Genomic DNA, 24,548 nt, shown 5'->3' with positions numbered 1-24,548 from the left:
CGTCCCGCCCCGGCCCCGGTCAGATCCAGCCGCGCCGGGCGGCCTGGAACGCCAGCCCGGGCCGGGTGTCCACACCGGCGGCGGCCATCAGGTCGGCCAGCCGCCGCTGCACGGTACGCCGGCTCACCCCGAGCTGTGACGCGATCGACTTGTCCGGCACCCCGGCGACGAACAGCGACAGCAGCCGCGCCTCGTCGCCGTCGGGCTGGTAGCCGGTGGCGGCCCGGTCGGCGGGCGTGCCGAGCGGCGTCGCCATCAGCCAGTGGCTCTCGAAGAGCGCCAGCAGGGCGTCCAGCAACTGGCTGCGGCCGATCACCGCGGCCGTCGGCTCCCCGCCGTCGCGGTCGGGCACCAGCGGGCACACCGCGGTACGACCGTCCACCACGGCCAGTCGCACCGGCAGCCGGTCCAGCACCCGGGCCTGCTCCCCGGCGCGTACGCCCCGCTCCACGTCCGCGAGCGCGCCCGGCTCCAGCAGCATGGCCCGTTCGTAGATGGCCCGGTAGCGCACGCCGCGGGCGAGCGCGTCGAACTCCTCGACGTTCTCCGGCCCGGGCATCGCCAGCGGGTTCGCCCGGCAGAACCAGAGCACCTCCTCGCGCGCGCCGTTCTGCAGCTCGCGCAGCCGTTCCCGCAGCCCCCGCGCGCCGGTGACCACCTCGACCAGGTGCGCGGCGTCGTGGCTCCGCATCCCGGCCCGGTAGTCCTCGGCGAGCCGGCTGACAGCGGCGCGGGCCTCCTCCAGCGCTGACTGGCGGCGCAGCAGCGCCTCGCCCAACGGCACGTCCGGCGCGAGCGGCCGCAGCGGCGCGTCCGGTTCCGGCCCGGTCGGCAGCACGAGACCCTTGTCCCGCAAGGCGTCCAGCCGGGCGGCGACCTCCGCGCGGGGCCGTCCCAGCCGCTGTGCGAGCTCACCGGCCCGGGCCGTGTTCGCCCGTACCAGGCTGCGGTAGAGCTCCTCCTCGTCCGGGGTCAGGCCGATCTCCTCCAGCACGGGGCTGAACTGTACGGGTGCCTGCGGCTCGCCCTGCCGGCTGGTCAACTGTCACACGGCGGGGCTACTGTCGGGTGCTGTGCTGGAAGAGCTGCGCATCACCGGACTGGGCGTCATCGAGGACACCACGCTGCCGCTGGCCGCGGGGATGAACGTCATCACCGGCGAGACCGGCGCCGGCAAGACCATGGTGGTGACCGGCCTCGGCCTGCTCTTCGGCGGCCGCGCCGACGCCGGCCGGGTGCGCGCCCAGCCGGGCCGCGCGGCGGTGGAGGGCCGGCTGCGCCTGAGCGGCCGGGTGGCCGAGGCGGTGCACGCCCGCATCCTCGACGCCGGCGGCGAGCCCGACGAGGACGGTTCGCTGCTGCTCAGCCGCACCGTGACCATCGAGGGCCGCTCCCGGGCGCACCTGGGCGGGCGCGCCATGCCGGTGTCCACGCTCGGCGAGGTCGGCGAGCAGGTGCTCGCAGTGCACGGCCAGTCCGACCAGCTGCGGCTGCTGCGCCCGGCCGAGCAGCGCGCCTCGCTCGACCGGTTCGCCGGGCCCGAGCACGAGAAGCTGCTCGACGCGCTGCGCGAGACGTACGCCCGGTGGCGCACCGTCGTCGACGACCTGGCCGACCGGCGGCGCAACGCCCGCGAGCGCAACCAGGAGGCCGACCTGCTGCGGCTGGGCCTGGACGAGATCACCCGGGTCGACCCGCAGCCGGGGGAGGACGACGAGCTGAAGGCCGAGGCGCAGCGGCTGGAGCACGCCGAGGGGTTGCGTACCGCCGCGCAGGTGGCGCAGCAGTGCGTGGCCGGCGGCGTCGAGGCGACCGACGAGACGCCGGACGCGACGGTGCTGCTCGGCACCGCGCGGCGCACGCTGGAGGCGCAGGCCGGCACCGACCCGGCGCTGGGTGAGCTGGCGGCCCGGCTGGAGGAGGCGGCCACGCTCGTCACCGACGTGGCCGCGGAGCTGTCGGCCTACCTGGCCGCGCTGGACGCCGACCCGGCCCGCCTGCAGACCGTCTACGAGCGGCGGGCCGCGCTGCGCGCGCTCACCCGCAAGTACGCCGACGACGTCGACGGCGTGGTGGCGTGGGCCGAGCGGGCCCGCACGCGGCTGTCCGATCTGGACACCTCCGACGAGCTGCTGGACGAGCTGGACCGCGAGGCGACCCGGCTCGCCGGTGAGGTGGCCGACCTGGCCGGCCGGGTGTCGGCGTCCCGGCGGGAGGCGGCGGTCCGCTTCGCCGAGGAGGTGACAGTCGAGCTGGCCGGGCTGGCGATGCCGCACGCCCGCATCGAGGTGGCGGTGCTGCCGCGACCGGCGGGCCGGTCCGAGCCGAGCCTGCCGGTCAACGGCGTCGAGACCGGCGTCGGCGCGGACGGCGCCGACGAGGTGGAGCTGCGGCTGCTGGCGCACCCGGGCGCGCCGGCGCTGCCGTTGCAGAAGGGCGCGTCCGGCGGTGAGCTGTCCCGGGTGATGCTCGCCATCGAGGTGGTCTTCGCCGGCTCCGGCGGCCCGCCCACGCTGGTGTTCGACGAGGTCGACGCCGGTGTCGGCGGCCAGGCCGCGGTGGAGATCGGCCGTCGGCTGGCCCGGCTGGCCCGCAGTCACCAGGTGCTCGTGGTCACGCACCTGCCGCAGGTCGCCGCGTTCGCCGACCGGCATCTGGTGGTGGCCAAGGACACCGGGGGAGCGGTCACCACGAGCGGGGTGCGCGTGGTGGAGGACACCGAGCGCGCCCGGGAACTGGCCCGGATGCTCGCCGGTTTGCCGGACTCGGATCTGGGTATCGCCCATGCCGAGGAGCTCCTGGCCGTGGCGGCCAAGGAAAGGCGTCCGTGATACCCCGATTGTGAGCGCAAGCACACCGGCGCGGGTTCCGGTGTGCTTCCCTGGGTAGGCGGCCCTGCTCAGGCATGTCGCGACAGCAAAACCTGCCTCACATGCCAGGATGGTCACGATGCGTCTACCCACACTGCGCCGGAGCCGGAACCCGGAGCCGGGCTCCATCGTCGGCACCGCGCGCCTCGACCGCCGGACGAAACGGCTGGTCGGGCGGCTGCGACCCGGCGACATCGCGGTCATCGACCACGTCGACCTGGACCGGGTGGCGGCCGACTCGCTCGTCGCGGTGGGTGTGGCGGCGGTCCTCAACGCCAAGCCGTCGGTCTCCGGCCGCTATCCCAACCTCGGCCCGGAGGTGCTGGTCTCGGCCGGCATCCCGCTGCTGGACGACCTCGGCGAGAGCGTCTTCGAGCAGGTCCGCGAGGGCGACCGGGTCCGCATCGAGGGCAACACCGTCTTCGTCGGCGACGATCCGGTCGCGCACGGCTCGTTGCAGGACGCCGAAACAGTGGCCAAGTCGATGGCCGACGCCCGGGAGGGCCTGTCGGTGCAGTTGGAGGCGTTCGCCGCCAACACGATGGACTACCTGCGCCAGGAACGCGACCTGCTGCTCGACGGCGTCGGCGTGCCGGAGATCCAGACCCAGATCCAGGGCCGGCACTGCCTGATCGTGGTGCGCGGCTACGACTACAAGGCCGACCTGGACGTGCTGCGCCCGTACATCCGGGAGTTCAAGCCGGTGCTCATCGGCGTGGACGGCGGCGCCGACGCGCTGGTCGAGGCGGGCTACACCCCAGACATGATCATCGGGGACATGGACTCGGTCACCGACGACGTGCTGCGCTGCGGCGCCGAGGTGATCGTGCACGCCTACCCGGACGGGCGGGCGCCGGGCCTGGCCCGGGTCAACGGGCTCGGCGTACCGGCGATCACCTTCCCGGCGGCGGCCACCAGCGAGGACCTGGCCATGCTGCTGGCCGACGAGAAGGGCGCGTCGCTGCTGGTGGCGGTCGGCACGCACGCCACCCTGGTGGAGTTCCTCGACAAGGGGCGCGGCGGCATGGCGTCGACGTTCCTGACCCGGCTGAAGGTCGGTGGCAAGCTGGTCGACGCCAAGGGCGTCAGCCGGCTCTACCGGCAGAGCATCTCCGGGTCGTCGCTGCTGCTGCTGGTCCTGTCGGCGGTGGCCGCGATGGCCTCCGCGGTGGCGGTCTCCACCGTCGGGAAGGCGTATCTGGGCGTGGTCTCCGAATGGTGGGACAATTTCGTGTTCCAGCTCGGCCAGCTCTTCTAGCTCCCCGACGATCAAGAGGCTGCAAGCGTGATCAACTTTCGCTACCACGTGGTGTCCCTGACCGCGGTGTTCCTGGCGCTGGCGATCGGCCTGGTGGTCGGCACAGCCGCCCTCAACGGGCCGGTCGCCGACTCGCTCCGGGAGAACGTCAACGGCCTGCGCAAGGACAACTCGCTGATGCGCCAGTCGGTCAACAGCATGCAGAAGCAGCTGGAGACCGAGGAGGACTTCGCCGCCGAGATGGCCCAGCTCGTCCTGCCCGGCAAGCTGACCGGCCGCCGGGTGCTGGTGCTCACCCTGCCCAGCGGCCGGGACCAGGCCGAGGGCGTGGTGAAGATGCTCCAGACCGCCGGCGCCGACGTCACCGGCCGCATCGACGTGCAGGACAAGTTCGTCAACCCGGACAGCAACAACAACCTGCTGGAGCTGGCGGTCACCGCCGCCCGCCCGAACAGCGCCCCCACCGGCAACCTGCCCGGTAACGGGCACGGCGTGGAGACCTCCAGCGCGCTGCTGGCCAACGTGCTGGTGGACCGCCCGGCCGGGAGCCCGCCGGTCAGCGACGCCGACCGGCGCGCCGTGCTGGAGCAGTACGCCACCGCCGGCTACCTCACCCCGGCGGACCGGATCTCCACCGCCGCCGAGGCGGTGGTGATGGTCACCGGCCAGCCGTACGTGGACAAGGACTCGGCGAAGAAGGACGAGTCGGTGGTGAAGATCGCCGAGCAGTTCGACCGGGCCGGCGCGCTCGTGGTCGCCGGCATGGGCTCGACCGGCGGCAACCTCGTCTCCGTGGTCCGCGGCGACCCGGTGCTGTCGCAGACCATCTCCACCGTCGACAACGCCAACACCGTGCAGGGCCAGCTGGTCACCAGCCTCGCCCTGGCGCAGCAGCTCACCGAGAAGAAGACCGGCCAGTACGGCGTGGGCGACAACGCCGCCGCCCGGGTGCCTACACTGCCCCGGTGACCGCTCCGGGCCGCCCGGTCCGTGCCCGCGTCGCGTTCGAAGTCCGGATCGAGGAGGTCCCGTGAGACTGGGTCGGCTGCTGGCCGTGGGCGCGGGAGCGCTGGCCGCCCGCTACGTGCTGCGTCAGACGCGTACGTCGCCGGGCGGGCCGGCGTTGGAGCGCACCAACTACCGGGGCCGCACGGTGACCCTGGCCGCCGGTCCGGCTTTGGCCGTCGGCGCGGCCACCGGGGCCGCGCTGGGCGCCGGTAGCGCCCCGGCCGGCGCCGCCGCGCTCGTCGCCGGGCTCGGCGCGGGCGCTGTCGGCCTCTACGACGACGTGGTCGGCGCCCGCCCCGAACAGAAGGCCGCGAAGGGGTTCGCCGGGCATCTCGCCGCGCTGCGCGAGGGTCAGGTCACCGCCGGGATGGTCAAGGTCGCCGGGGTGGGCGTGGCCGGGCTGGGCGCCGCCGCGCTGCTCGCCGCCGACCGGCGGGTCGCCGCGCACCCGCGCCGCCGGCGGGCCGGTGCGTTCGGCCGCGGGCTCGACGTGCTGCTCGGCGCCGGCGTGGTGGCCGGCACCGCCAACCTGGTCAACCTGCTCGACCTGCGGCCCGGCCGGGCGTTGAAGTCCGGCATACTGCTCGGCGCGCCGCTGACCGCCGGCCCGTACGGCGGCCTCGCCGCGGGCGCCGTGGGCGCGTCGGCCGCGCTGGTCGGCGACGACCTCGGCGAGCGCGTCATGGTGGGCGACAGCGGCGCCAACGCTCTCGGCGCGCTGCTCGGCGTGAGCCTCGCCGCGCGTACCGGGCCGCTGGGCCGGGCCGGCGTGCTGGCCGTGCTCGCCGCGCTCACCGCGGCCAGCGAGAAGGTCAGCTTCACCCAGGTCATCGCGCGGACCCCGGGACTGCGGCACCTCGACGAGCTGGGCCGGCTCCCGGACTGACGTGACGAAACCGGCTCCTCTCGCCGCCGCCGGCCGGGTCGCCGGGGCGGCCGCCCTCATCGCCGTCCTCACCGTCCTCAGCCGGCTCGCCGGCTTCGGCCGTACCGCCGTGTTCACCTGGATGCTGGGCCCCACCGATCTCGGCGGCGCCTACCTGGTGGCCAACTACGTCCCGAACTTCATCTTCGAGATCGTCGCCGGTGGGGCGCTCGCCAGTCTCGTCGTACCGCTGCTGGCCGGCGCCGTCGAGGCGGGTGACCGGCGCGCGGTGGCCGCCACCACCGGCGCGCTGCTGACCTGGACGCTGAGCCTGCTGGTCCCGCTGGCGATGCTGCTGGCGCTGTTCGCCGACCCGCTGCCGGGCCTGATCGGGAACGGTCTCAGCGAGGCCCAGCAGGCGTCCGGGGCGCGGATGCTGCGGGTCTTCGCGCCGCAGCTGCCGCTGTACGGCGTGGGGATCGTGCTGACCGGTGTGCTCCAGGCGCACCGCCGCTTCGCCTGGCCGGTGATCGCGCCGCTGCTGTCGAGCGTCACGGTCATCGCCGTCTACCTGGGCTTCACCGCGCAGCAGGGGCGGCTGGCCACGATCGGGGAGGCGGGACGCGGCGGCGAGCTGCTGCTGTCCGCCGGCACCACGCTCGGCGTGGTGGTGCTCTCACTGTCGCTGCTGATCCCGGTGCGCCGCCTGCGGCTGCGGATCCGGCCGGGCTACCGCTTCCCCGCCGACGCCCGCGCCCGGGTCGGCGGTCTGGTGGTCGCCGGGGCGGTCACCGTGGCCGCCCAGCAGATCGCCCTGGTCGTCGCGCTCAACCAGGTCACCTACGGCCGGACCGCCGACGTCAGCGTCTACAACCTCGCCCAGACCGTCTACTTCCTGCCCTGGGCGGTGCTGGCCGTGCCGCTCGCGGTGGCCGCGTACCCGACGCTCGTCGCGGCCCGGGCCACCGGCGACGAGCGCGCCTACCGGGAGACCCTGGCCCCGGCGGTACGCGGGGTCGTGCTGCTCAGCCTGCTCGGCGCCGCCGCGCTCGTCGGCACCGCGATCCCGGTCGGGCACTTCTTCTTCTCCGATGCGCTCGACGCGCGCACCGCGGCGGCCGGGATCGCCGGTTTCGCGCCCGGCCTGGTCGGCTACGGCCTGTTCGCGGTGCTCACCCGCGCGCTGTACGCGCGGGGAGAGACCCGCGCGGCCACAGTGGCCACCGCGCTCGGCTGGCTCAGCGTGCCCGCGCTCGCCGTGGTGTCCGCGCAGGTGGCGCCGCTGGCCGACCGGGTGCTCGCGGTGACGCTGGCGACCTCGGCCGGCATGCTGCTGCTCGGCGTGCTGCTGATCGCCGCGGTCCGGCGGGCCGCCGGTGGCGAGGCGCTGGCCGGTGTCGGCCGGGCCGGCGCCGCCGGGCTGCTCGCGGCCGTCGTCGCCGGAGCCGGCGGAGCGGCCGTCTCGGCGGGACTCGCCGGGCTCGGTGACGGCACCCCGACGACACCGTGGGCCCTCGCGCAGGGCATGCTGTCCGGGGTCGTGGTCGGTGTCCTGTTCCTCGCCGTCGCCTGGCTGACCGACGCCCGCGACCTGCGGCCGCTGCTCGCGACCGTGACCCGCCGGCTGCGCCGGCGACGCCCGGCCGGCGGGGACGACGGCCCGCCGGCGCAGCAGCACCCCGGCGAGCGGGGTGACGGAAGGGAGACCGTTTCCTCATGACGGACGCCTCGCCGGCACCGCGCTGGCCCGGGTCGGTGGCCCTGGTGCTCGCCTCCAGCACCGGCGGGGTCGGGCAGCACGTGCGCTCGATCACCCGAGGGCTGACCGAGGCCGGCGCGTCCGTGCTGGTCTGCGGCCCGGCCGCCACCGAGGAACAGTTCGACTTCACCGGCGCCGGGGCCCGGTTCACGCCGGTGGAGATCCCGGCCAGCCCCACGCCGGGCGACGCGCGCGCGGTCACCGCGCTGCGCCGGGCGCTCGCTGACAAACCCGTCGACGTGGTGCACGCGCACGGGCTGCGCGCCGGCCTGGTGGCCGCGCTCGCCCGTCCCGCCGCGCCGCTGGTCGTCACCTGGCACAACGCGGTCCTCGCCAATGGCCTGCGCGGCGCGGTGTCCCGGCTGGTCGAGCGGGTCGTCGCCCGGTCCGTGCGGGTCGCGCTGGGCGCCTCCGCCGACCTGGTCGACCGCGCCGCCGCGCTCGGCGCCGCCGACGCCCGCCTGGCCCCGGTCGCCGCGCCGGCGCTGCCCGCGCCGCGGCGCCGCCGCACGGCGGTACGCGCCGAGTTCGCGGTCGCCGCCGACCAGCAGCTGATCCTCTCGGTGGGCCGGCTGCACCCGCAGAAGCGGTACGACGTGCTGATCGACGCCGCCGCCCGCTGGCGGACCCGTACTCCCGCCCCGCTCGTGGTGATCGCCGGCAGCGGTCCGGCGTACCTGCCGCTGGCCGCCCGGATCTCGGCCGCCCGCGCGCCGGTGACGCTGCTCGGGCACCGTACCGACGTGGCGGACCTGCTGGGCGCCGCCGACCTGGCGGTGGTGACGAGCGACTGGGAGGCCCGCCAGCTGTTCGCGCAGGAGGCGCTGCGGGCGGGCGTACCGCTCGTCGCGACCGCCGTCGGCGGGCTGCCGGACCTGGTCGGCGACGCGGCGGTGCTGGTGCCGCCGGGCGACGTGGACGCCGTCGACGCGGCCGTGCGTGACCTGCTCGACGACCCCGTACGCCGGGCCGATCTGGGCCGTCGCGGCCTGGCGCGGGCCGCGACCTGGCCCACCGAGGCGGACACCATGGCCGCGCTCGCCGGCCTCTACGCCGAGCTGACACCCCAGCTCTCCACCGGGAACCGCTGATGCTGCGCAGACTGACCCCGGTGCTGCTGACGCTGGTCGTGGTGGCGCTGGGCATCACCGCGCTCTCCGCCCGCCCGGACGAGGGTGCGACCCGGCCCGGCGCCGACTTCGTGGTGCTCGTCGGCGCGGCGGGCCTGCGGTGGGACGACGTCGACCCGGAGAACACGCCGACGCTGTGGCGGATGGCCGAGCAGGGCGCGATCGGGTCGCTCTCGGTACGCTCCGCGCACCGCCCCACCTGCCCGGTCGACGGCTGGCTCACGCTCGGCGCGGGGAACTTCGCCGCCTGGCCCGGCGCCCGCCCGGGCGGTGGCTGCCCGGCCACCGGTGTGACAGTCGAGCGGCCCGACGGCATCGGCGCGAACCTGCCCGACCAGCCCAGCGCGGTGGCGCACAACCAGGAGCAGCTCTCCTGGGGCGCCACACCCGGCGCGCTGGCCGAGTCGGTGCGCTGCTCGGTGGCCGTCGGCCCGGGCGCCGCCGTGGCCGCCGCCCGCCCGTTCGGCCGGGTCGACAGGTACGCGCCCACGCTCCCGGAGAAGCCGGCGGAACTGCTCGGCTCCTGCGTGCTGAGCATCGTCGACGTCGGCACCGTCGACGACGACGACCCGGAGGTACGGGCCGCCCAGGCGCGGCAGGCCGACGCCCGGCTGGCCCGGGTGCTCGCCGCCCGGCCGCCGCGCTCGCTGGTGCTCGTCGCGGGCGTGTCCGACACCGACTCCCCGGCGCGGCTGCACGTCGCGATCGCCGACGGACCCGGCTGGGAGGGCGGCTGGCTGACCTCGCCCAGCACCGCCCGGTCCGGCTACCTGCAACTGATCGACCTGGCCCCGACCGTGCTCGCCGTGCTCGACAAGCCGATGCCGGAACGGGCGTTCCTCGGCCGGCCCGCGGTGACTGTCGACGACCGGCCGGACGACCTGCGGGCCGCGATCGAGGCGCCGGCCGACGCGGACCGGGAGGCAGCCGCCCAGCGCCGCGTCGCCGGCTGGTTCTTCACGCTGCTCGCCGCCGCCCAGCTCGCCCTCGCGGTGGCGGTGCTGCCGCTGCTGCGCCGCGCCCGCCGGCTCGCCGGACCGCACGGGCCGGAACCGGTGTCCCCGCGGATCGTGGCGGTGGTGGAACTGCTGCTGATCGCCGCCGCGCTGGCAGTGCCCGCAGCGTTGCTCGCCGACGCCGTGCCCTGGTGGCGCGGCGACCACGCGGGCCTCTGGTACGCCTCGGTGACCGCGCTGCTCATCGTCGGCGGCACCGCCGCGGTCCGGTTCAGTCCCGGACACGAGCGCACGCTCGGTCCGCTCGGGGCGGTCGCCGGGCTGGCCACGCTCGTCGTCGGAGTGGACGTGCTCACCGGCTCCCGGTTGCAGCTCAACGGCGTGGTCGGCTACTCGGCGCTGGAGGGTGGCCGGTACGCCGGGCTCGGCACCGTCGGGCTGGGCGTGTTCATCGCCGGGGCGCTGCTGTGCGGCGGCTGGCTCGCCCAGCGGTTCCGCAAGGGCTGGCGGCCGATGGTGATGGTGACGGTCGGCGGGCTCGCCGTGGTGATAGTGGGCAGCCCCTACCTGGGGGCCGACTCGATCGGCGCGATCGCGCTCACCGCCGGGGTCAGCGTCGCGGCCGCGATCTGCAGCGGCGGCTGGCTGACAGTGAGCCGGCTGGCCTGGGCCACCATGGCCGCGCTGGCGGTCACCGTCGGCTTCGCCCTGGTCGACCTCGGCCGTCCCGCGGACGAGCGGGGCAGCCTGGGCCGGTTCCTGGCCGCTGTGGGCGACGGCACCGGCGGGCTCACCGTGCACCGGTCCAGCAGCTCCAACATCCAGACGCTGGTGAACAGCCCACTGACCGTGCTGGCCCTGGCCGGGGCGGCGCTGGTCTGGCTCGCGCTGCTCCAGCCCTGGGGCGGGCTGATGCGGCTGTTCGGCATCTATCCGGCGATCCGGGCGGCGATGGCCGGCACCGGCGTGGCCGTCGGGCTGGGCGGCCTCCTCGGCGGGTCGGCGCTGGACGTGGCCGGCGCGGCGGCGGCCCTCGTGGTGCCCATGGCGGCCCTGGCGGCGCTGCGGGTGCTCGACCACTCCACCGACCGTACGGTGCCCGACAGCGGGCGTGGCGGCGGTGAGACGGGCGCGGTCCCACCGGGCGGACCGGACGACTCCTCCAGGGGCGGCGCGGCCGGCGACCCGGCCGGCGACGGTGCGGGTGGCGACGGTGCGGGTGGTGGTCGGTCGGCGGGCGACGGCTCGGCCGCCGACGGCTCGGCCGCCGACGGTGCGGCCGGCGACGGTGCCGGCGACCCGGGGGAGGCCGGGGAGCCGGCCGGACCGGACGGGCAGGACTCCTCAGGTACGGGGGCGCCGGACGGGCCGCGCGCCGCTGGCTCGGACGGGCCGCGCTCCGCAGGCACGGAGGCGCCGGACGGGCCGCGCGCCGCGGGCACGGCCCGCGGGGCGCAAGTGCCCGCACAGCCGACCCCGGCGTCCTCGGACATCCCTGCCCGCTGACCCCGCCCGCGTGGCCCGCCAGGTCTGCCGCCCGCCGGTTCGGGGAGGTGGCGGGGTCGAGGCCCGGTGGAAGGCACCACATCGGCGAGCTGGTGTCGATCAAGGGCCCGGACCCGGGCCGGACCCGGGCCGGACCCGGGCCGGAGGAGGGCCGGGAGAGCGCCGGGGGAGGGCCGGCACCGGCCTCACGTGCGCCGACAGCGGGTGCGACGCCGGCTCACGGTCCGGATGGTGTTACCGTGGAATCCCGTGGATCGCGTGATCACTCTGCTGATCGGCACGGCGGTTCGCACGACCGCTACGGACGACACGGGAGCAGGCCTTGGCCCCAACAGCACGGACGACCAGGCACATTTTCGTCACCGGGGGCGTCGCCTCCTCGCTGGGTAAGGGCCTCACCGCCTCCAGCCTCGGCAGTCTGCTGACCGCGCGCGGACTGCGCGTGGTGATGCAGAAGCTCGACCCGTACCTGAACGTCGACCCCGGGACGATGAACCCGTTCCAGCACGGCGAGGTCTTCGTCACCGAGGACGGCGCCGAGACCGACCTCGACGTCGGGCACTACGAGCGGTTCCTCGACCGGGACCTCTCCGGCAAGGCGAACGTCACCACCGGCCAGATCTACTCGGCGGTGATCGCCAAGGAGCGGCGCGGGGAGTACCTCGGCGACACGGTGCAGGTCATCCCGCACATCACCAACGAGATCAAGGCCCGCATCCGCGGCATGGCCGACCCGGACGCCGACGGCCAGGTGCCCGACGTGGTGATCACCGAGGTCGGCGGCACTGTCGGCGACATCGAGTCGCTGCCGTTCCTGGAGTCGATCCGGCAGATCCGCCACGACCTGGGCCGGGACAACTGCTTCTACCTGCACGTGTCGCTGGTGCCGTACCTGGCGCCGTCGGGCGAGCTGAAGACCAAGCCGACCCAGCACTCGGTGGCGCAGCTGCGCAGCATCGGCATCCAGCCCGACGCGCTGGTGCTGCGCTGCGACCGGGAGATCCCGGAGAAGGTCAAGGAGAAGCTGTCGCTGTACTGCGACGTCGACCGGGAGGCGGTCACCGCCGCGCCGGACGCGCCGAGCATCTACGACATCCCGAAGGTGCTGCACCGCGAGGGCCTCGACGCGTACGTGGTGCGCCGGCTCGGCCTGTCGTTCCGCGACGTGGACTGGACCCGCTGGGACGACCTGCTGGAGCGGGTGCACCAGCCCCGGCACACGATCACCGTCGCGCTGGTCGGCAAGTACGTCGACCTGCCCGACGCGTACCTGTCGGTCAGCGAGGCGATCCGGGCGGCCGGGTTCGGCCACCGCGCCCGGGTGCAGCTCAAGTGGGTGCCCAGCGACGACTGCGTGACCCCGGCGGGTGCCGCCGCCGCGCTGTCCGGCGTCGACGGCATCGTGATCCCCGGCGGCTTCGGCGTCCGCGGCATCGAGGGCAAGGTCGGCACCGCCCGGTACGCGCGGGAGAACGGCATCCCGCTGCTGGGCCTCTGCCTCGGCCTCCAGTGCATGACCATCGAGGTGGCCCGGCACCTGGCCAACCTCGACGGGGCGAACTCGCTGGAGTTCGACGAGGAGGCCGTGCACCCGGTCATCGCCACCATGGCCGACCAGGAGGACATCGTCGCCGGGCGCGGCGACCTGGGCGGCACCATGCGGCTCGGGGCGTACCCGGCGAAGCTGGCCGAGGGCTCGATCGTCGCCGAGGCGTACGGCAGCACCGAGGTCAGCGAGCGGCACCGGCACCGGTACGAGGTGAACAACGCCTACCGCGACCAGCTCACCAAGGCCGGTCTGACCATCTCCGGCACGTCGCCGGACGGGCGGCTGGTCGAGTTCGTCGAGCTGGACCGCAACCTGCACCCCTTCTTCGTGGCCACCCAGGCGCACCCGGAGCTCAAGAGCCGCCCCACCCGGCCGCACCCGCTGTTCGCCGCGTTCGTCGGCGCCGCCGTGGCGTACTCGCAGGCCGACCAGCTGCCGGTGGACCTGGACGGCGCGTCGAAGAAGGCCGGCGGCGGCGGTGGCGCGAAGGCGTCCGCGAAGTGAGCGGCCGGTCCGCGCGGGCGCGCGGGGAGGCGGCGTGAGCGGCGTCGAGCACCGGTACGAGGTGACCGGCCGCCGGGAGATCTGGTCCGGCCGGATCTTCTCCGTGGTCAGCGACGACGTCACCATGCCCGGCGGCGGCAGCGCGACCCGCGACTACGTGCGGCACGTCGGCGCGGTCGCCGTGGTGGCGCTCGACGACGCCGGTCAGGTGGTGCTGATCCGCCAGTACCGGCACCCGGTCGGCCGGCACCTGTGGGAGCTGCCCGCCGGGCTGATGGACGTCGGCGGCGAGGACCTGGCCGCCGCCGCGCTGCGGGAGCTGGCCGAGGAGGCGGACCTGACCGCCGGGCGCGTCGACGTGCTCGTCGACCTGCACAGCTCGCCCGGTTTCGCCGACGAGGTGGTGCGGGTGTTCCTGGCCCGCGACCTCGCCGACGTGCCGGCCGATCAGCGGCACGACCGGCACGACGAGGAGGCCGACCTCCAGGTGGTCCGCGTGGACCTGGACGAGGCGGTGCGGATGGTGCTGGCCGGCGAGATCACCAACGCGTCCTGCGTGGCCGGGCTGCTCGCCGCCGCCCGCGCCCGCGACACCGGCTTCACCGAGCTGCGCCGCCCGGAGGCGCCGCTGCCGCGCTGATCCGCAAACGACGAGGGGCCGCCCGGCGCACTGCGCCGGGCGGCCCCTTCCGTGCGCCTGTGGTCAGTCGCGCAGAGGGCGTCCCTGCCCGTCGACACCGCCGTTGACGAGGATCAGGATGCCGTCGACGAGGCCCCAGATCGCGCCGAAGCCGCACGTCACGAGCGTGACGATGAGCTGGATGACACCGGTCTTGGTGTCGCCCATGTAGAACCGGCCGATGCCGAAGCCGCCGAGCAGGATCTGAAGCACACCCGCGACGACCTTGCTCTTGTCGGAGACGCCCTGCGGGTACTGCTGATAAGGAGTGGTCATGAGCGGACACAATAGTGATCGGTTCACGTCCTGTCGGCCTCGCCGCTCAGCCGATGGGAAGATGTCATCGAACTTTGTCCTCTCGGCGGATGGCGTCTCCACCGGGCAGTCCGAGGCATGCCTGACACACCGTCAGGACCAGCGGGCACCGGATGTCACAGTGTCGCCGCCCGTGGGCTTCCCACGGGCCTAGACTGCCGCCGGCGGGACAGGCGGACCGCGCCGGCAACGGAGCCGGCGCGGCCGCGCAGTCGGGGGTGAGCCGCCCCGGAGGAAGGTGTCTGCATCGTGAAGGTCGGAATCCCCCGCGAGGTCAAGAACCACGAGTACCGGGTGGCGATCACGCCCGCCGGCGTCAACGAGTTCACCCGCCACGGCCACGAGGTCTTCGTGGAGGCAGGCGCCGGAGTCGGTTCGAGCATCACCGACGACGAGTTCGCCGCCGCCGGCGCGAAGATCCTGGCCACCGCCGACGAGGTGTGGGACACCGCCGATCTGGTGCTGAAGGTCAAGGAGCCGATCGCCGAGGAGTACCACCGGATGCGCGAGGGGCAGGTGCTGTTCACCTACCTGCACCTGGCCGCGTCCCGCGAGTGCACCGACGCGCTGGTCGACCGGAAGGTCACCGGCATCGCGTACGAGACGGTCGAGCTGCCCGACCGCTCGCTGCCGCTGCTCGCCCCGATGTCCGAGGTGGCCGGCCGCCTCGCCCCGCAGGTGGGCGCCTTCTACATGATGCGTACCGGCGGCGGGCGGGGCGTGCTGCCCGGCGGCGTCTCCGGTGTGTACGCGGCCAAGACCGTGGTCATCGGCGCGGGCGTGTCCGGCCTGAACGCCGCCGCCATCGCGCTCGGCCTCCAGTCCGAGGTGCTGCTGCTGGACAAGAACGTGGCCCGGCTGCGCTCCGCCGACGCCATCTACCGGGGCCACCTGCAGACCGTCGCCTCCAACGCGTACGAGATCGAGCGGGCCGTGCTCGACGCGGACCTGGTCATCGGCGCGGTGCTGGTGCCCGGCGCGAAGGCCCCGAAGCTCATCTCCAACGAGCTGGTCTCCCGGATGAAGCCGGGCAGCGTGCTCGTCGACATCGCCATCGACCAGGGCGGCTGCTTCGAGGACTCGCGCCCGACCACGCACGCCGACCCGGTCTACAAGGTCCACGACTCGATCTTCTACTGCGTGGCGAACATGCCCGGGGCGGTGCCGAACACCAGCACCTACGCGCTGACGAACGTCACCCTGCCGTACGCCCTCGAACTGGCGAACCAGGGCTGGCAGCAGGCGCTGCGCAACGACCCGGCGCTGGCCCTTGGTCTGAACACCCACGCCGGCAAGGTCGTCTACGGCCCGGTCGCCGAGGCGCACGGCATGGACGTGCTGCCGCTGGACGAGGTGCTGAGCTGACCGACGCCGCTGTGCGCAGGGCCGGCGCGGAACCCGCGCCGGCCCTGCGCCGTGCGGTCCGGACCTACCTGGACCACCTCACCGTCGAACGCGGGCTGTCCGCGAACACGCTCGCCTCGTACCGCCGCGACTTGGACCGCTACCTCGCCACATTGGCCGCAGCAGGGGTGGACGACCTGGCCGCCGCCGGGCCCGCGCAGGTCGAGGCCCACCTGGCCCGGCTGCGCGCCGGCGACGACGACCACCCGCCGCTCGCCGTCTCCTCCGCCGCCCGCGCGGCCAGCGCGGTCCGCGGCCTGCACCGCTTCGCGCTGCGCGAGGGACTCGCCGGCGCCGACCCCAGCCGCGACGTCCGCCCGCCCGCGCCGCCGCGCCGGCTGCCCCGCGCGCTGCCCGTCGACGCGGTCCTGCGGCTGCTGGAGGCCGCCGACCTGCCCGGCGCCAGCGGCGACGCCGCCGCCCGCGCGCTGCGCGACCGGGCGCTGCTGGAATTCCTGTACGGCACCGGCGCGCGCATCTCCGAGGCGGTCGGCGCGGCCGTCGACGACCTCGACCTGGACGCCGGCACGGTGCTGCTGCGCGGCAAGGGCGGCCGGACCCGGCTGGTCCCGGTCGGCGGGTACGCGGCCGACGCGCTGCGCGCCTGGCTGGTCCGGGGCCGCCCGGCGCTGCTCGCCGCCGGGCGCGGCACCCACGCGGTGTTCGTGAACGCGCGTGGCGGCCCGCTCACCCGGCAGGGCGCCTGGGCCGTGCTGCGTACCGCCGCCGCACGTGCCGGCCTGCCGGTCGACGGGCCCGACGCGGTCTCCCCGCACACGCTGCGCCACTCGTACGCCACCCACCTGCTCGACGGCGGCGCGGACGTGCGGGTGGTGCAGGAACTGCTCGGCCACGCCTCGGTGACCACCACCCAGGTCTACACGCTGGTGACTGTGGAGCGGCTGCGCGAGGTGTACGCGACAGCCCACCCCCGCGCCCGCTGAGTGCCGACGTGGCCGGACCTGGCTGACGGGCGGCCGACACGCCGACCCGCTACCGAACGCGCTGCTGGCCGGTGGCGTACAGTCGGCATCGGCGCGGGCCTCCAGGTACGACGGACCGGGGGTGCGCAGCGGCGCCGCGAGGGACGTCGGACGGCTCCGACGCCGGGTGGTCGTCGGGAGGGGGCAACGAGGACATGGCAGGAAACGGTGACCGTGCCGAGACCTGGACGTCGGAGCTCCGTGAGCAGCAGGCGACGCTCGGTGCCGATCTCGGCCCCGCCGACCCGGCCGCGTACACCATGCGCAAGCCGATCCCCGAACCCATGCCGACCGACCGGCACGGCCCGGCGCGGATCATCGCGATGGCCAACCAGAAGGGCGGCGTCGGCAAGACCACGACGACCATCAACCTGGGCGCGGCCCTGGCCGAGTACGGCCGCAAGGTGCTGCTCGTCGACTTCGACCCGCAGGGCGCCCTCTCCGTCGGGCTGGGCGTCAACCCGCACAACCTGGACCTGTCGGTCTACAACCTGCTGATGCAGGACGACGTCACCGCCGAGGACGTCCTCATCAAGACCGACGTGGCCGGGCTGCACCTGCTGCCCGCCAACATCGACCTCTCCGCCGCCGAGATCCAGCTGGTCAACGAGGTCGCCCGGGAGATGGCCCTGGCGCGGGTGCTGCGGACCATCCGCAAGGAGTACGACTTCATCCTGATCGACTGCCAGCCCTCGCTGGGCCTGCTGGCGATCAACGCGCTGACCGTCGCGCACGGCGTGCTCATCCCGCTGGAGTGCGAGTTCTTCAGCCTGCGCGGTGTGGCGCTGCTGCTGGACACCATCGACAAGGTGCGCGAGCGGCTCAACTTCGACCTGGAACTCGAAGGCATCCTCGCCACCATGTACGACAGCCGCACCACCCACTGCCGCCAGGTGCTCCAGCGGGTGGTCGAGGCGTTCGGCGACAAGGTCTACCAGACCGTCATCACCAAGACGGTGAAGTTCCCCGAGTCCACGGTGGCCGGTGCGCCGATCACCACCCTCGACCCGGCCTCCTCCGGCGCGCGCAACTACCGGCAGCTCGCCCGGGAGGTCATCGCCGCCCAGGCGGACCGGTAGGGCGCACGCCGGCCGCCCGCCGCGTCGTCTACGGTTTCCCGGTGACCGCACCGCCCCTCGACCCGCCGCACGGCCCCGGCGACCCCGCCGTCGCCGCGGAGCTGGCCGCCGAGGTCGACGGTGTGGTGCCCGCCGAGCCGGGCACCGGCGAACAGACGAGTGGCTTCACGGTCCGGCTCGACAACTTCACCGGCCCGTTCGACCTGCTGCTCCAGCTGATCAGCAAGCACAAGCTGGACGTCACCGAGGTCGCGCTGCACAAGGTCACCGACGAGTTCATCGCGTACCTGCGCGCCATGGGCGACCAGTGGGACCTGGACGAGACGAGCGAGTTCCTGCTCGTCGCCGCGACACTGCTGGACCTGAAGGCGGCCCGGCTGCTGCCCTCGGCCGAGGTCGAGGACGAGGAGGACCTGGCGCTGCTGGAGGCGCGGGACCTGCTGTTCGCCCGGCTGCTGCAGTACAAGGCGTACAAGGAGGCCGCCGCGCACATCGCCGAGCTGGAGGCGGTCGGCGGCCGGCGCTACCCGCGGGCGGTCACACTCGAACCGCGGTACGCCGAGGCGCTGCCCGACCTGGTACTCGGCATCGGTCCCGAGCGGCTGCGCAAGCTCGCGGTCAAGGCGATGAGCCCGAAACCGGTACCCGAGGTCTCAATCGCCCACGTGCACATGGTCCGGGTCAGCGTCCGGGAACACGCCGGCATCATCGCCGACCGGCTGCGCCGCGCCGGGATCGCCACGTTCTCGCTGCTCTGCGCCGACTGCGAGATGACGCTCGAGGTGGTGGCCCGGTTCCTGGCGCTGCTGGAGCTGTACCGGCAGGGTCTCGTGGCGTTCGTGCAGGAGCAGGCGCTGGAGGAACTCACTGTCCGCTGGACCGGCCCGGCCGACGGCGATGCCGAGCTGACAGTCGACGAGTACGCCGGCAGCCCCGAACCCACGACCACGTCCGTCCCCGCCGCGCCGCCCGACGACTCGGCTGCTCCGGCCGAGGACGCTGCCGCGGTGGCCGGCGATGCCGCCGAATCCGCTGGCGCCACCGTGCCGGGCGACGTCGCCGCAGCTGCCGCATCCGACGCCGCCGTGCCCATTGAGACGGCGGACGAACCCGCACCGACGCAGGAGTGAACGGATGAGCGACGAGGAACGGCGCGACTCCCTGGCCGACCAGGCCGCCGCCTGGGTGCCCCCGTGGGAGCGCCCCGCCCCGCCCAAGCCGGCGCCGGACGACTCCGACCCGCCCGCCGAGCACCCGGCACCCGACATCGCGGACACCGCCGGTTACCGGGAAGCAGATCTCGACGCGACACCGGATTCCTCGGCGGATCTTGGAAGCGAAGGGCCCCCAGAGGGGCCCATTCCTTCCAAGATCGCCACGGTTCAGGGGGATCTTGGTACGGGGACGCCCCTCGGAGGGCGGGACCGTACCAAGATCTCGGGAGAGGCCGGGACGGACGACGTCGGGCGGGACGTCGCCGCGGCCGCGCAGGAAGCGGCGCCGCGGGCGAGCGGGGGAGCGGGGGCTGACGGCGTACCCCCTAAGCGGGGACGGCGGCGGGCCGTGCCGGAACCGGCGCCCGCGCCCGTCCTGGACGACGCGGAGCTGCGCGGCGCCCTGGAGGCGATCCTGCTCGTGGTGGACCAGCCGGTCAGCGAGCTGGTCCTGGCCGAGATCCTCGAACAGGCGCCGGAGCGGGTCGGCGCGATGCTCGACGAGATCGCCGCCGGATACACAGCGGCCGGGCACGGGTTCGACCTGCGCCGGGCCGCGGGTGGCTGGCGTCTCTACACCCGGCCGGAATACGCGACGTACGTGGAACGGTTCGTACTGGACGGGCAGTCCGTGCGGCTGACCCAGGCCGCGCTGGAGACCCTCGCCGTGGTCGCCTACCGGCAGCCGGTGACCCGTTCCCGCATCTCGGCCATCCGGGGTGTCAACTGCGACGGGGTGCTCCGTACCCTGGTGGGTCGCGGCCTGGTCGAGGAGTGCGGCACCGAAGCGGACAGCGGCGCCTACCTCTACCGGACCACCACCATGTTCCTGGAGAAGCTGGGGCTGAACTCGGTGGACGACCTGCCGCCGCTCGCCCCGTTCCTTCCCGACGACGTAGAAGAGCTTGCCGATGCGACGCGATGACCGTGCTCCGAAGCCCGACGCCCCCGTGTACGAGGGCGCCGAGCGCCTCCAGAAGGTGCTCGCCGCCGCGGGGGTGGGTTCCCGGCGCGCCTGTGAAGACCTGATCTTCCGGCGCCGGGTCACAGTCAACGGGCGGGTGGCGCAGCTCGGCGACAAGGCCGACCCGGCCCGCGACGTGATCGTCGTCGACGGGGAGCGGCTCCAGGCCGACGTCCGCCTGGTCTACGTGGCGATGAACAAGCCGCGCGGGGTGGTCACCACCATGGCCGACGAGAAGGGCCGCACCGAGCTCGCCGACTTCATCGGCGCGCGGCTGGAGCAGCGGGTCTACCACGTCGGGCGGCTGGACGCCGACAGCGAGGGTCTGCTCCTGCTCACCAACGACGGCACCCTCGCCCACAAGCTCATGCACCCGTCGTACGAGGTACTCAAGACCTACCTCGCCGAGGTGGCCGGGCCGATCCCGCGCAACCTGAGCAAGCGGCTGACCGCCGGCGTCGAGCTGGAGGACGGGCCGGTGAAGGTCGACGGGTTCAAGCTGGTCGACACGCTTGGCAAAACCGCCCAGGTGGAGCTGACCCTGCACGAGGGGCGCAAGCACATCGTCCGGCGCCTGATGGCCGAGGTGGGACACCCGGTGAGCCGTCTGATCCGTACCTCGATCGGTCCGATCAAGCTCGGCGACCTGCGCACCGGGCGGATGCGGCGGCTGACCAACGCGGAGGTCGCCGCCCTGTTCAAGGCCGTGGGTGACTGACCCCGACGATCGGGGTACGGCTCCCGGTAGGCTTCGACGCGGTCCGCGGGCCGGCACACGCCGGCCCGGTGGGACGCCCGCGCGGCGCGGGCATGATTCAAGACGGAACATCCGCTCAACGGCGCCCGACAAACCGGGCGACCCGCGAGGTACGGGCTGAGGAGGACAACGGTGGAGGAAAACGTACCGGCCGGGCGATGCGTGGTCGCTGTGGACGGGCCGTCCGGTTCGGGTAAGTCCACCGTGTCGCGGCGACTGGCGACGGGCCTCGGCGCCCGCTACCTCGACACCGGCGCCATGTACCGGGCGCTGACCTGGGCGGTCCTGCGCTCCGGCGTGGAACTCACCGACACCGAGTCGGTCGCAAAGGTCGCCGCCGAGGCCGACCTCCGCATCGGCACCGACCCTCAGGGGTACGCCGTGACAGTCGACGGCACCGACGTGTCCACCGCCATCCGCGGCGCCGAGGTGACCGGAGCCGTCTCCGCGGTGGCCGCCGTCGCCGCCGTACGCGAGCTGCTCGTGGACCGGCAGCGGCGGGTGATCGCCGACGCGGGCCGGATCGTGGTCGAAGGCCGGGACATCGGCTCGGTGGTCGCGCCGGACGCGGACCTGAAGGTGTACCTGACCGCCTCCGAGGCGGCGCGCGCGAAGCGGCGCAGCGCCGAGGACGCCGCCGACGTCGCGGCGACCGCCGCCGACCTGGCCCGCCGGGACCGGCTCGACTCGACCCGCAAGGTCAACCCGCTGCAGCAGGCCCCTGACGCGGTGGTGCTGGACACCACCGAGCTGGGCATCGACGAGGTCGTGGCGCGTCTGCGGGACATGCTCACCGAGCGGGGTGCCGCGTGAGCGAGGACTTCGAAGGCTGGGTGGAGTTGCGCGAGCCGGAGGCCGACTCCGGTGAGCCGACCGGCCCGCAGCCGGTGGTGGCAGTGGTCGGCCGCCCCAACGTCGGCAAGTCCACGCTCGTCAACCGCATCATCGGCCGTCGGCAGGCGGTCGTGGAGGACATCCCCGGCGTGACCCGGGACCGGGTGCCCTACGACGCGCAGTGGAACGGCCGGGCGTTCACAGTCGTGGACACCGGCGGCTGGGAACCCGACGCCAAGGACCGTGCCGCGGCCATCGCCGCCCAGGCCGAGATCGCGGTGGTCACCGCCGACGTGGTGCTGTTCGTGGTGGACGCCATGGTCGGCTCGACCGACGTGGACGAGGCCGCGGTGAAGATGCTGCGCCGCAGCGCCAAGCCGGTCATCCTGGTCGCGAACAAGGCCGACAACACCACCATCGAGATGGAGGCGACCTCGCTGTGGTCGCTCGGCCTCGGTGAGCCGTTCCCGGTGTCGGCGCTGCACGGCCGCGGCTCCGGCGACCTGCTCGACGCCATCCTGGACGCGCTACCCGAGGCGCCGAAGATCGTGGAGAACCGGCCGCGCGGCCCGCGCCGGGTAGCCCTGGTCGGCCGCCCCAACGTCGGCAAGTCCAGCCTGCTCAACCGCTTCTCCGGCGAGGAGCGGGCGGTCGTCGACTCGGTCGCGGGCACCACAGTCGACCCGGTCGACAGCCTGGTCGAGATCGGCGGCGAGACGTGGCAGCTGGTCGACACCGCCGGTCTACGCAAGCGGGTCGGCAAGGCCAGCGGCACCGAGTACTACGCCAGCCTGCGCACCGCCTCGGCGATCGAGGCGGCCGAGGTCGCCGTGGTGCTGATCGACTCCAGCGAGGTGATCAGCGAGCAGGACCAGCGGATCCTCACCATGGTCGTCGAGTCCGGCCGGGCGCTGGTCATCGCGTTCAACAAGTGGGACCTGGTCGACGGCGACCGCCGCTACTACCTGGACAAGGAGATCGACCGGGAGCTGCGACGCATCCCCTGGGCGATCCGGCTGAACCTGTCCGCGAAGACCGGCCGCGCCGTCGACAAGCTCGCGCCCGCGCTGCGCAAGGCCCTGGCCAGCTGGGAGACGCGCATCCCGACCGCGCAGCTCAACCAGTGGCTCACCGCGCTGGTCCAGGCCACCCCGCACCCGGTACGCGGCGGACGCGCGCCACGCATCCTGTTCGCCACCCAGGCCGGGGCGGCGCCGCCGCGGTTCGTGCTGTTCACCACCGGGCCGCTGGACGCCGGCTACCAGCGCTTCGTCGAGCGCAAGCTCCGCGAGGAGTTCGGCTACGAGGGCAGCCCGATCGAGATCTCGGTACGCCCGCGCAAGAAGCTCGGCCCCGGCGGCCGAGGCAAGGCCCACGGCTGACCCCTGGTCGCCGCTTGTTGCCGCGCGCCACCCTCCTAGGACGCTCTAGGGGGTGTGGCGCGCGGCGCGGGAGGGGCCTCTGCGCACGGTGCGAAGATCCTGCGCTAAGCTGTATCGGCTGCCGCGGGGGAGACCCGGCGGGGGCATCGGGACGTGGCGCAGCTTGGTAGCGCACTTGACTGGGGGTCAAGGGGTCGTCGGTTCGAATCCGGCCGTCCCGACGCAGGTCAGAGGGCTGATCCGGATATCGGGTCGGCCCTTTTTGGCGTTCTGGGGACCAGTCGGTCAAGTGCGCCGCCCGGTAGCGCTCCTTGACCGTTGGTCAAGTCTGAAATGTTCAGCCGGGACGGCTACCGCATCGTTCGCTTTCTGGATCAAAAGCGGGCCGCGCCGGCCGGCCACACTGATGGACGACGAGAACCGTGAAGGCCCCGCGGCTCTGCCCTGAACCCCTGCCCTCAGAGATCAGCCGGGGCGAATCGCCTCGTCGGGCACCACAAGGGCTACCAGCCTTCCCGGACAGGAACAAGGTGGAGCACCCTACCGGACGAATGCCTTTGCCCCTTCCGGGAAGGCTGGACGGTCTACGACTGCCCGACGAGGAGATCGCCAACATCTTCGGGCAACGGCCGACGGCAGGACAGGGCATGATGCTCGGATGACATTGGCCGAGATCTGGCCCGTGCGCCGTCTGCGGGTGACGACGTCCATGCTTGAGCTGGCTGTGCCGGGTGAGGACGAGCTTGCCGAACTGGCGATCCGTGCGGCAGCCGGCATCTACGATCCGCAGAACCGATTTCTGACGCGTTCGCCCGTAGCGGGATGGGAGTCGGGACCGTCTCCCCAGGCCGAGTGGTCGTTCCTGCGGTACTACTGGGCATCCCTAGCGGACTGGCGGCCGAGCAGATGGAACCTGGTAATGGCTGTGAAGGTCGATGGCGTGTGCGTCGGAGTGCAGGAGATCGGCGCGCAGGACTTCGGGATCACTAAGACCGTCTCGACGGGGTCATGGATCGCGCGGCGGTTCCAGCGGCGTGGTTACGGCAAGGAGATGCGGGGCGCCATCCTGCATCTCGCGTTCGCCGGGCTTGGAGCGGATCGCGCCGAGTCCGCCGCTTGGTCCACCAACGCGCCGTCGCTGGGAGTCTCGTGGTCGCTCGGCTATCAGTCGAACGGCACCACAGTCCGGGCTTTCGACGGTGCCCGCCAGGAGCAGATCAACCTGGTGCTCGACCGCGAACGGTGGGAGAGCCAACGTGACGACATCGCGATTCACGGACTCAGCGACGAGGTGCTTGAGCTGATGGACGTTAAGCGGGCCGCATCCCGGTGATGGCCGCTGCCCGCGTGGCCGCACGTTCGTTGGGCTGCATAACCATTGGTACAGCCAAGCTGGCCGCCAGGCGTGGGTGACGAGCGACGGCAACCGACGAGGTGAATAGGTCAGCCGTACCAGCCGAGGCCGGCCGACAACAGGCTTGATCTTTGCAATCACGGGAGCGCGGTGTGCCGGCTCCGTGCCCGATGGAGCG

Annotated in this window: 20 protein-coding genes and 1 tRNA gene; 19 read left to right on the top strand and 2 right to left on the bottom strand. The window is 73.8% G+C overall.

From position 1 onward, the window contains the following. Window positions 1-19 precede the first annotated feature (19 nt). Window positions 20-994 carry a helix-turn-helix domain-containing protein gene (locus tag IF06_RS0127100; RefSeq protein ID WP_030274383.1) on the bottom strand — a complete coding sequence of 325 codons (975 nt, stop codon included), beginning with the start codon at window positions 992-994 and terminating at the stop codon, window positions 20-22. Between the two features lie 79 nt (window positions 995-1,073). On the opposite strand from IF06_RS0127100, the gene recN reads away from it, so the two are divergent. From recN to IF06_RS0127055, 9 genes are all read left to right on the top strand, one after another. Then, a complete protein-coding gene (gene recN / locus IF06_RS0127095) occupies window positions 1,074-2,831 on the top strand; it encodes a DNA repair protein RecN (protein ID WP_013285583.1) in 1,758 nt (585 codons plus the stop codon). 118 nt (window positions 2,832-2,949) lie between these two features. After that, window positions 2,950-4,128 (top strand): putative cytokinetic ring protein SteA, encoded by a 1,179-nt coding sequence (gene steA / locus IF06_RS0127090; protein WP_013477411.1) that lies wholly within the window; start codon window positions 2,950-2,952, stop codon window positions 4,126-4,128. Between the two features lie 27 nt (window positions 4,129-4,155). Then, entirely contained in the window at window positions 4,156-5,097 is a 942-nt protein-coding gene (locus IF06_RS0127085; RefSeq protein ID WP_013285585.1) for a copper transporter, read from the top strand. Window positions 5,098-5,158: 61 nt separating this feature from the next. Beyond that, on the top strand, window positions 5,159-6,022 hold the full coding sequence (locus IF06_RS0127080) for a hypothetical protein (protein WP_030274380.1): 864 nt from the start codon (window positions 5,159-5,161) through the stop codon (window positions 6,020-6,022). 1 nt (window position 6,023) lies between these two features. Continuing rightward, window positions 6,024-7,721 (top strand): murein biosynthesis integral membrane protein MurJ, encoded by a 1,698-nt coding sequence (gene murJ / locus IF06_RS0127075; RefSeq protein ID WP_030274378.1) that lies wholly within the window; start codon window positions 6,024-6,026, stop codon window positions 7,719-7,721. After that, window positions 7,718-8,851 (top strand): glycosyltransferase family 4 protein, encoded by a 1,134-nt coding sequence (locus IF06_RS0127070; RefSeq protein ID WP_030274375.1) that lies wholly within the window; start codon window positions 7,718-7,720, stop codon window positions 8,849-8,851. Before murJ ends, IF06_RS0127070 begins: the two co-directional genes overlap by 4 nt. Then, window positions 8,851-11,352, top strand: a complete 2,502-nt coding sequence (locus IF06_RS0127065; protein WP_030274373.1) for a hypothetical protein — start codon at window positions 8,851-8,853, stop codon at window positions 11,350-11,352. The genes IF06_RS0127070 and IF06_RS0127065 overlap by 1 nt, the downstream gene beginning before the upstream one ends. A 322-nt stretch (window positions 11,353-11,674) precedes the next feature. After that, window positions 11,675-13,405: a CTP synthase gene (locus IF06_RS0127060; RefSeq protein ID WP_030274371.1), complete on the top strand. Its 1,731-nt coding sequence runs from the start codon at window positions 11,675-11,677 to the stop codon at window positions 13,403-13,405. 34 nt (window positions 13,406-13,439) lie between these two features. Then, on the top strand, window positions 13,440-14,045 hold the full coding sequence (locus IF06_RS0127055) for an NUDIX domain-containing protein (RefSeq protein WP_013285591.1): 606 nt from the start codon (window positions 13,440-13,442) through the stop codon (window positions 14,043-14,045). 63 nt (window positions 14,046-14,108) lie between these two features. Here IF06_RS0127055 and IF06_RS32340 read toward each other — a convergent pair whose 3' ends face one another. Beyond that, window positions 14,109-14,360: a TM2 domain-containing protein gene (locus tag IF06_RS32340; protein WP_030274369.1), complete on the bottom strand. Its 252-nt coding sequence runs from the start codon at window positions 14,358-14,360 to the stop codon at window positions 14,109-14,111. 288 nt (window positions 14,361-14,648) lie between these two features. Between IF06_RS32340 and ald the strand changes: the two genes are divergently transcribed. The 10 genes from ald to IF06_RS0127000 all read left to right on the top strand — a co-directional run bounded on the left by ald (window position 14,649) and on the right by IF06_RS0127000 (window position 24,349). Beyond that, window positions 14,649-15,764, top strand: coding sequence for an alanine dehydrogenase (ald, locus tag IF06_RS0127045; RefSeq protein ID WP_030274367.1), 1,116 nt, complete (start codon window positions 14,649-14,651; stop codon window positions 15,762-15,764). A gap of 11 nt (window positions 15,765-15,775) precedes the next feature. After that, entirely contained in the window at window positions 15,776-16,747 is a 972-nt protein-coding gene (locus IF06_RS0127040; RefSeq protein WP_030274365.1) for a site-specific tyrosine recombinase XerD, read from the top strand. Between the two features lie 194 nt (window positions 16,748-16,941). Beyond that, window positions 16,942-17,865, top strand: a complete 924-nt coding sequence (locus IF06_RS0127035; RefSeq protein ID WP_013285595.1) for a ParA family protein — start codon at window positions 16,942-16,944, stop codon at window positions 17,863-17,865. 41 nt (window positions 17,866-17,906) lie between these two features. Then, window positions 17,907-18,995 (top strand): segregation and condensation protein A, encoded by a 1,089-nt coding sequence (locus IF06_RS0127030; protein ID WP_030274363.1) that lies wholly within the window; start codon window positions 17,907-17,909, stop codon window positions 18,993-18,995. 4 nt (window positions 18,996-18,999) lie between these two features. Continuing rightward, window positions 19,000-20,004, top strand: a complete 1,005-nt coding sequence (scpB, locus tag IF06_RS33260) for an SMC-Scp complex subunit ScpB (protein ID WP_084588851.1) — start codon at window positions 19,000-19,002, stop codon at window positions 20,002-20,004. Next, window positions 19,991-20,761: a pseudouridine synthase gene (locus tag IF06_RS0127020; RefSeq protein ID WP_030274358.1), complete on the top strand. Its 771-nt coding sequence runs from the start codon at window positions 19,991-19,993 to the stop codon at window positions 20,759-20,761. The genes scpB and IF06_RS0127020 overlap by 14 nt, the downstream gene beginning before the upstream one ends. Before the next feature lie 171 nt (window positions 20,762-20,932). Continuing rightward, entirely contained in the window at window positions 20,933-21,613 is a 681-nt protein-coding gene (cmk, locus tag IF06_RS0127015) for a (d)CMP kinase (protein WP_030274356.1), read from the top strand. Further along, window positions 21,610-23,016, top strand: a complete 1,407-nt coding sequence (der, locus tag IF06_RS0127010; RefSeq protein ID WP_013285600.1) for a ribosome biogenesis GTPase Der — start codon at window positions 21,610-21,612, stop codon at window positions 23,014-23,016. The genes cmk and der overlap by 4 nt, the downstream gene beginning before the upstream one ends. Before the next feature lie 147 nt (window positions 23,017-23,163). Next, window positions 23,164-23,237 (top strand) — tRNA-Pro (locus IF06_RS0127005). Between the two features lie 437 nt (window positions 23,238-23,674). Further along, window positions 23,675-24,349, top strand: coding sequence for a GNAT family N-acetyltransferase (locus IF06_RS0127000; RefSeq protein WP_030274354.1), 675 nt, complete (start codon window positions 23,675-23,677; stop codon window positions 24,347-24,349). Window positions 24,350-24,548: the final 199 nt, after the last annotated feature.

Source organism: Micromonospora globosa (assembly GCF_000717585.1).
Taxonomy (GTDB): Bacteria; Actinomycetota; Actinomycetes; order Mycobacteriales; family Micromonosporaceae; genus Micromonospora; species Micromonospora aurantiaca.
The sequence above is the reverse complement of the archived record's forward strand: the minus strand, read 5'-3'. Positions and strand labels throughout refer to the sequence as shown.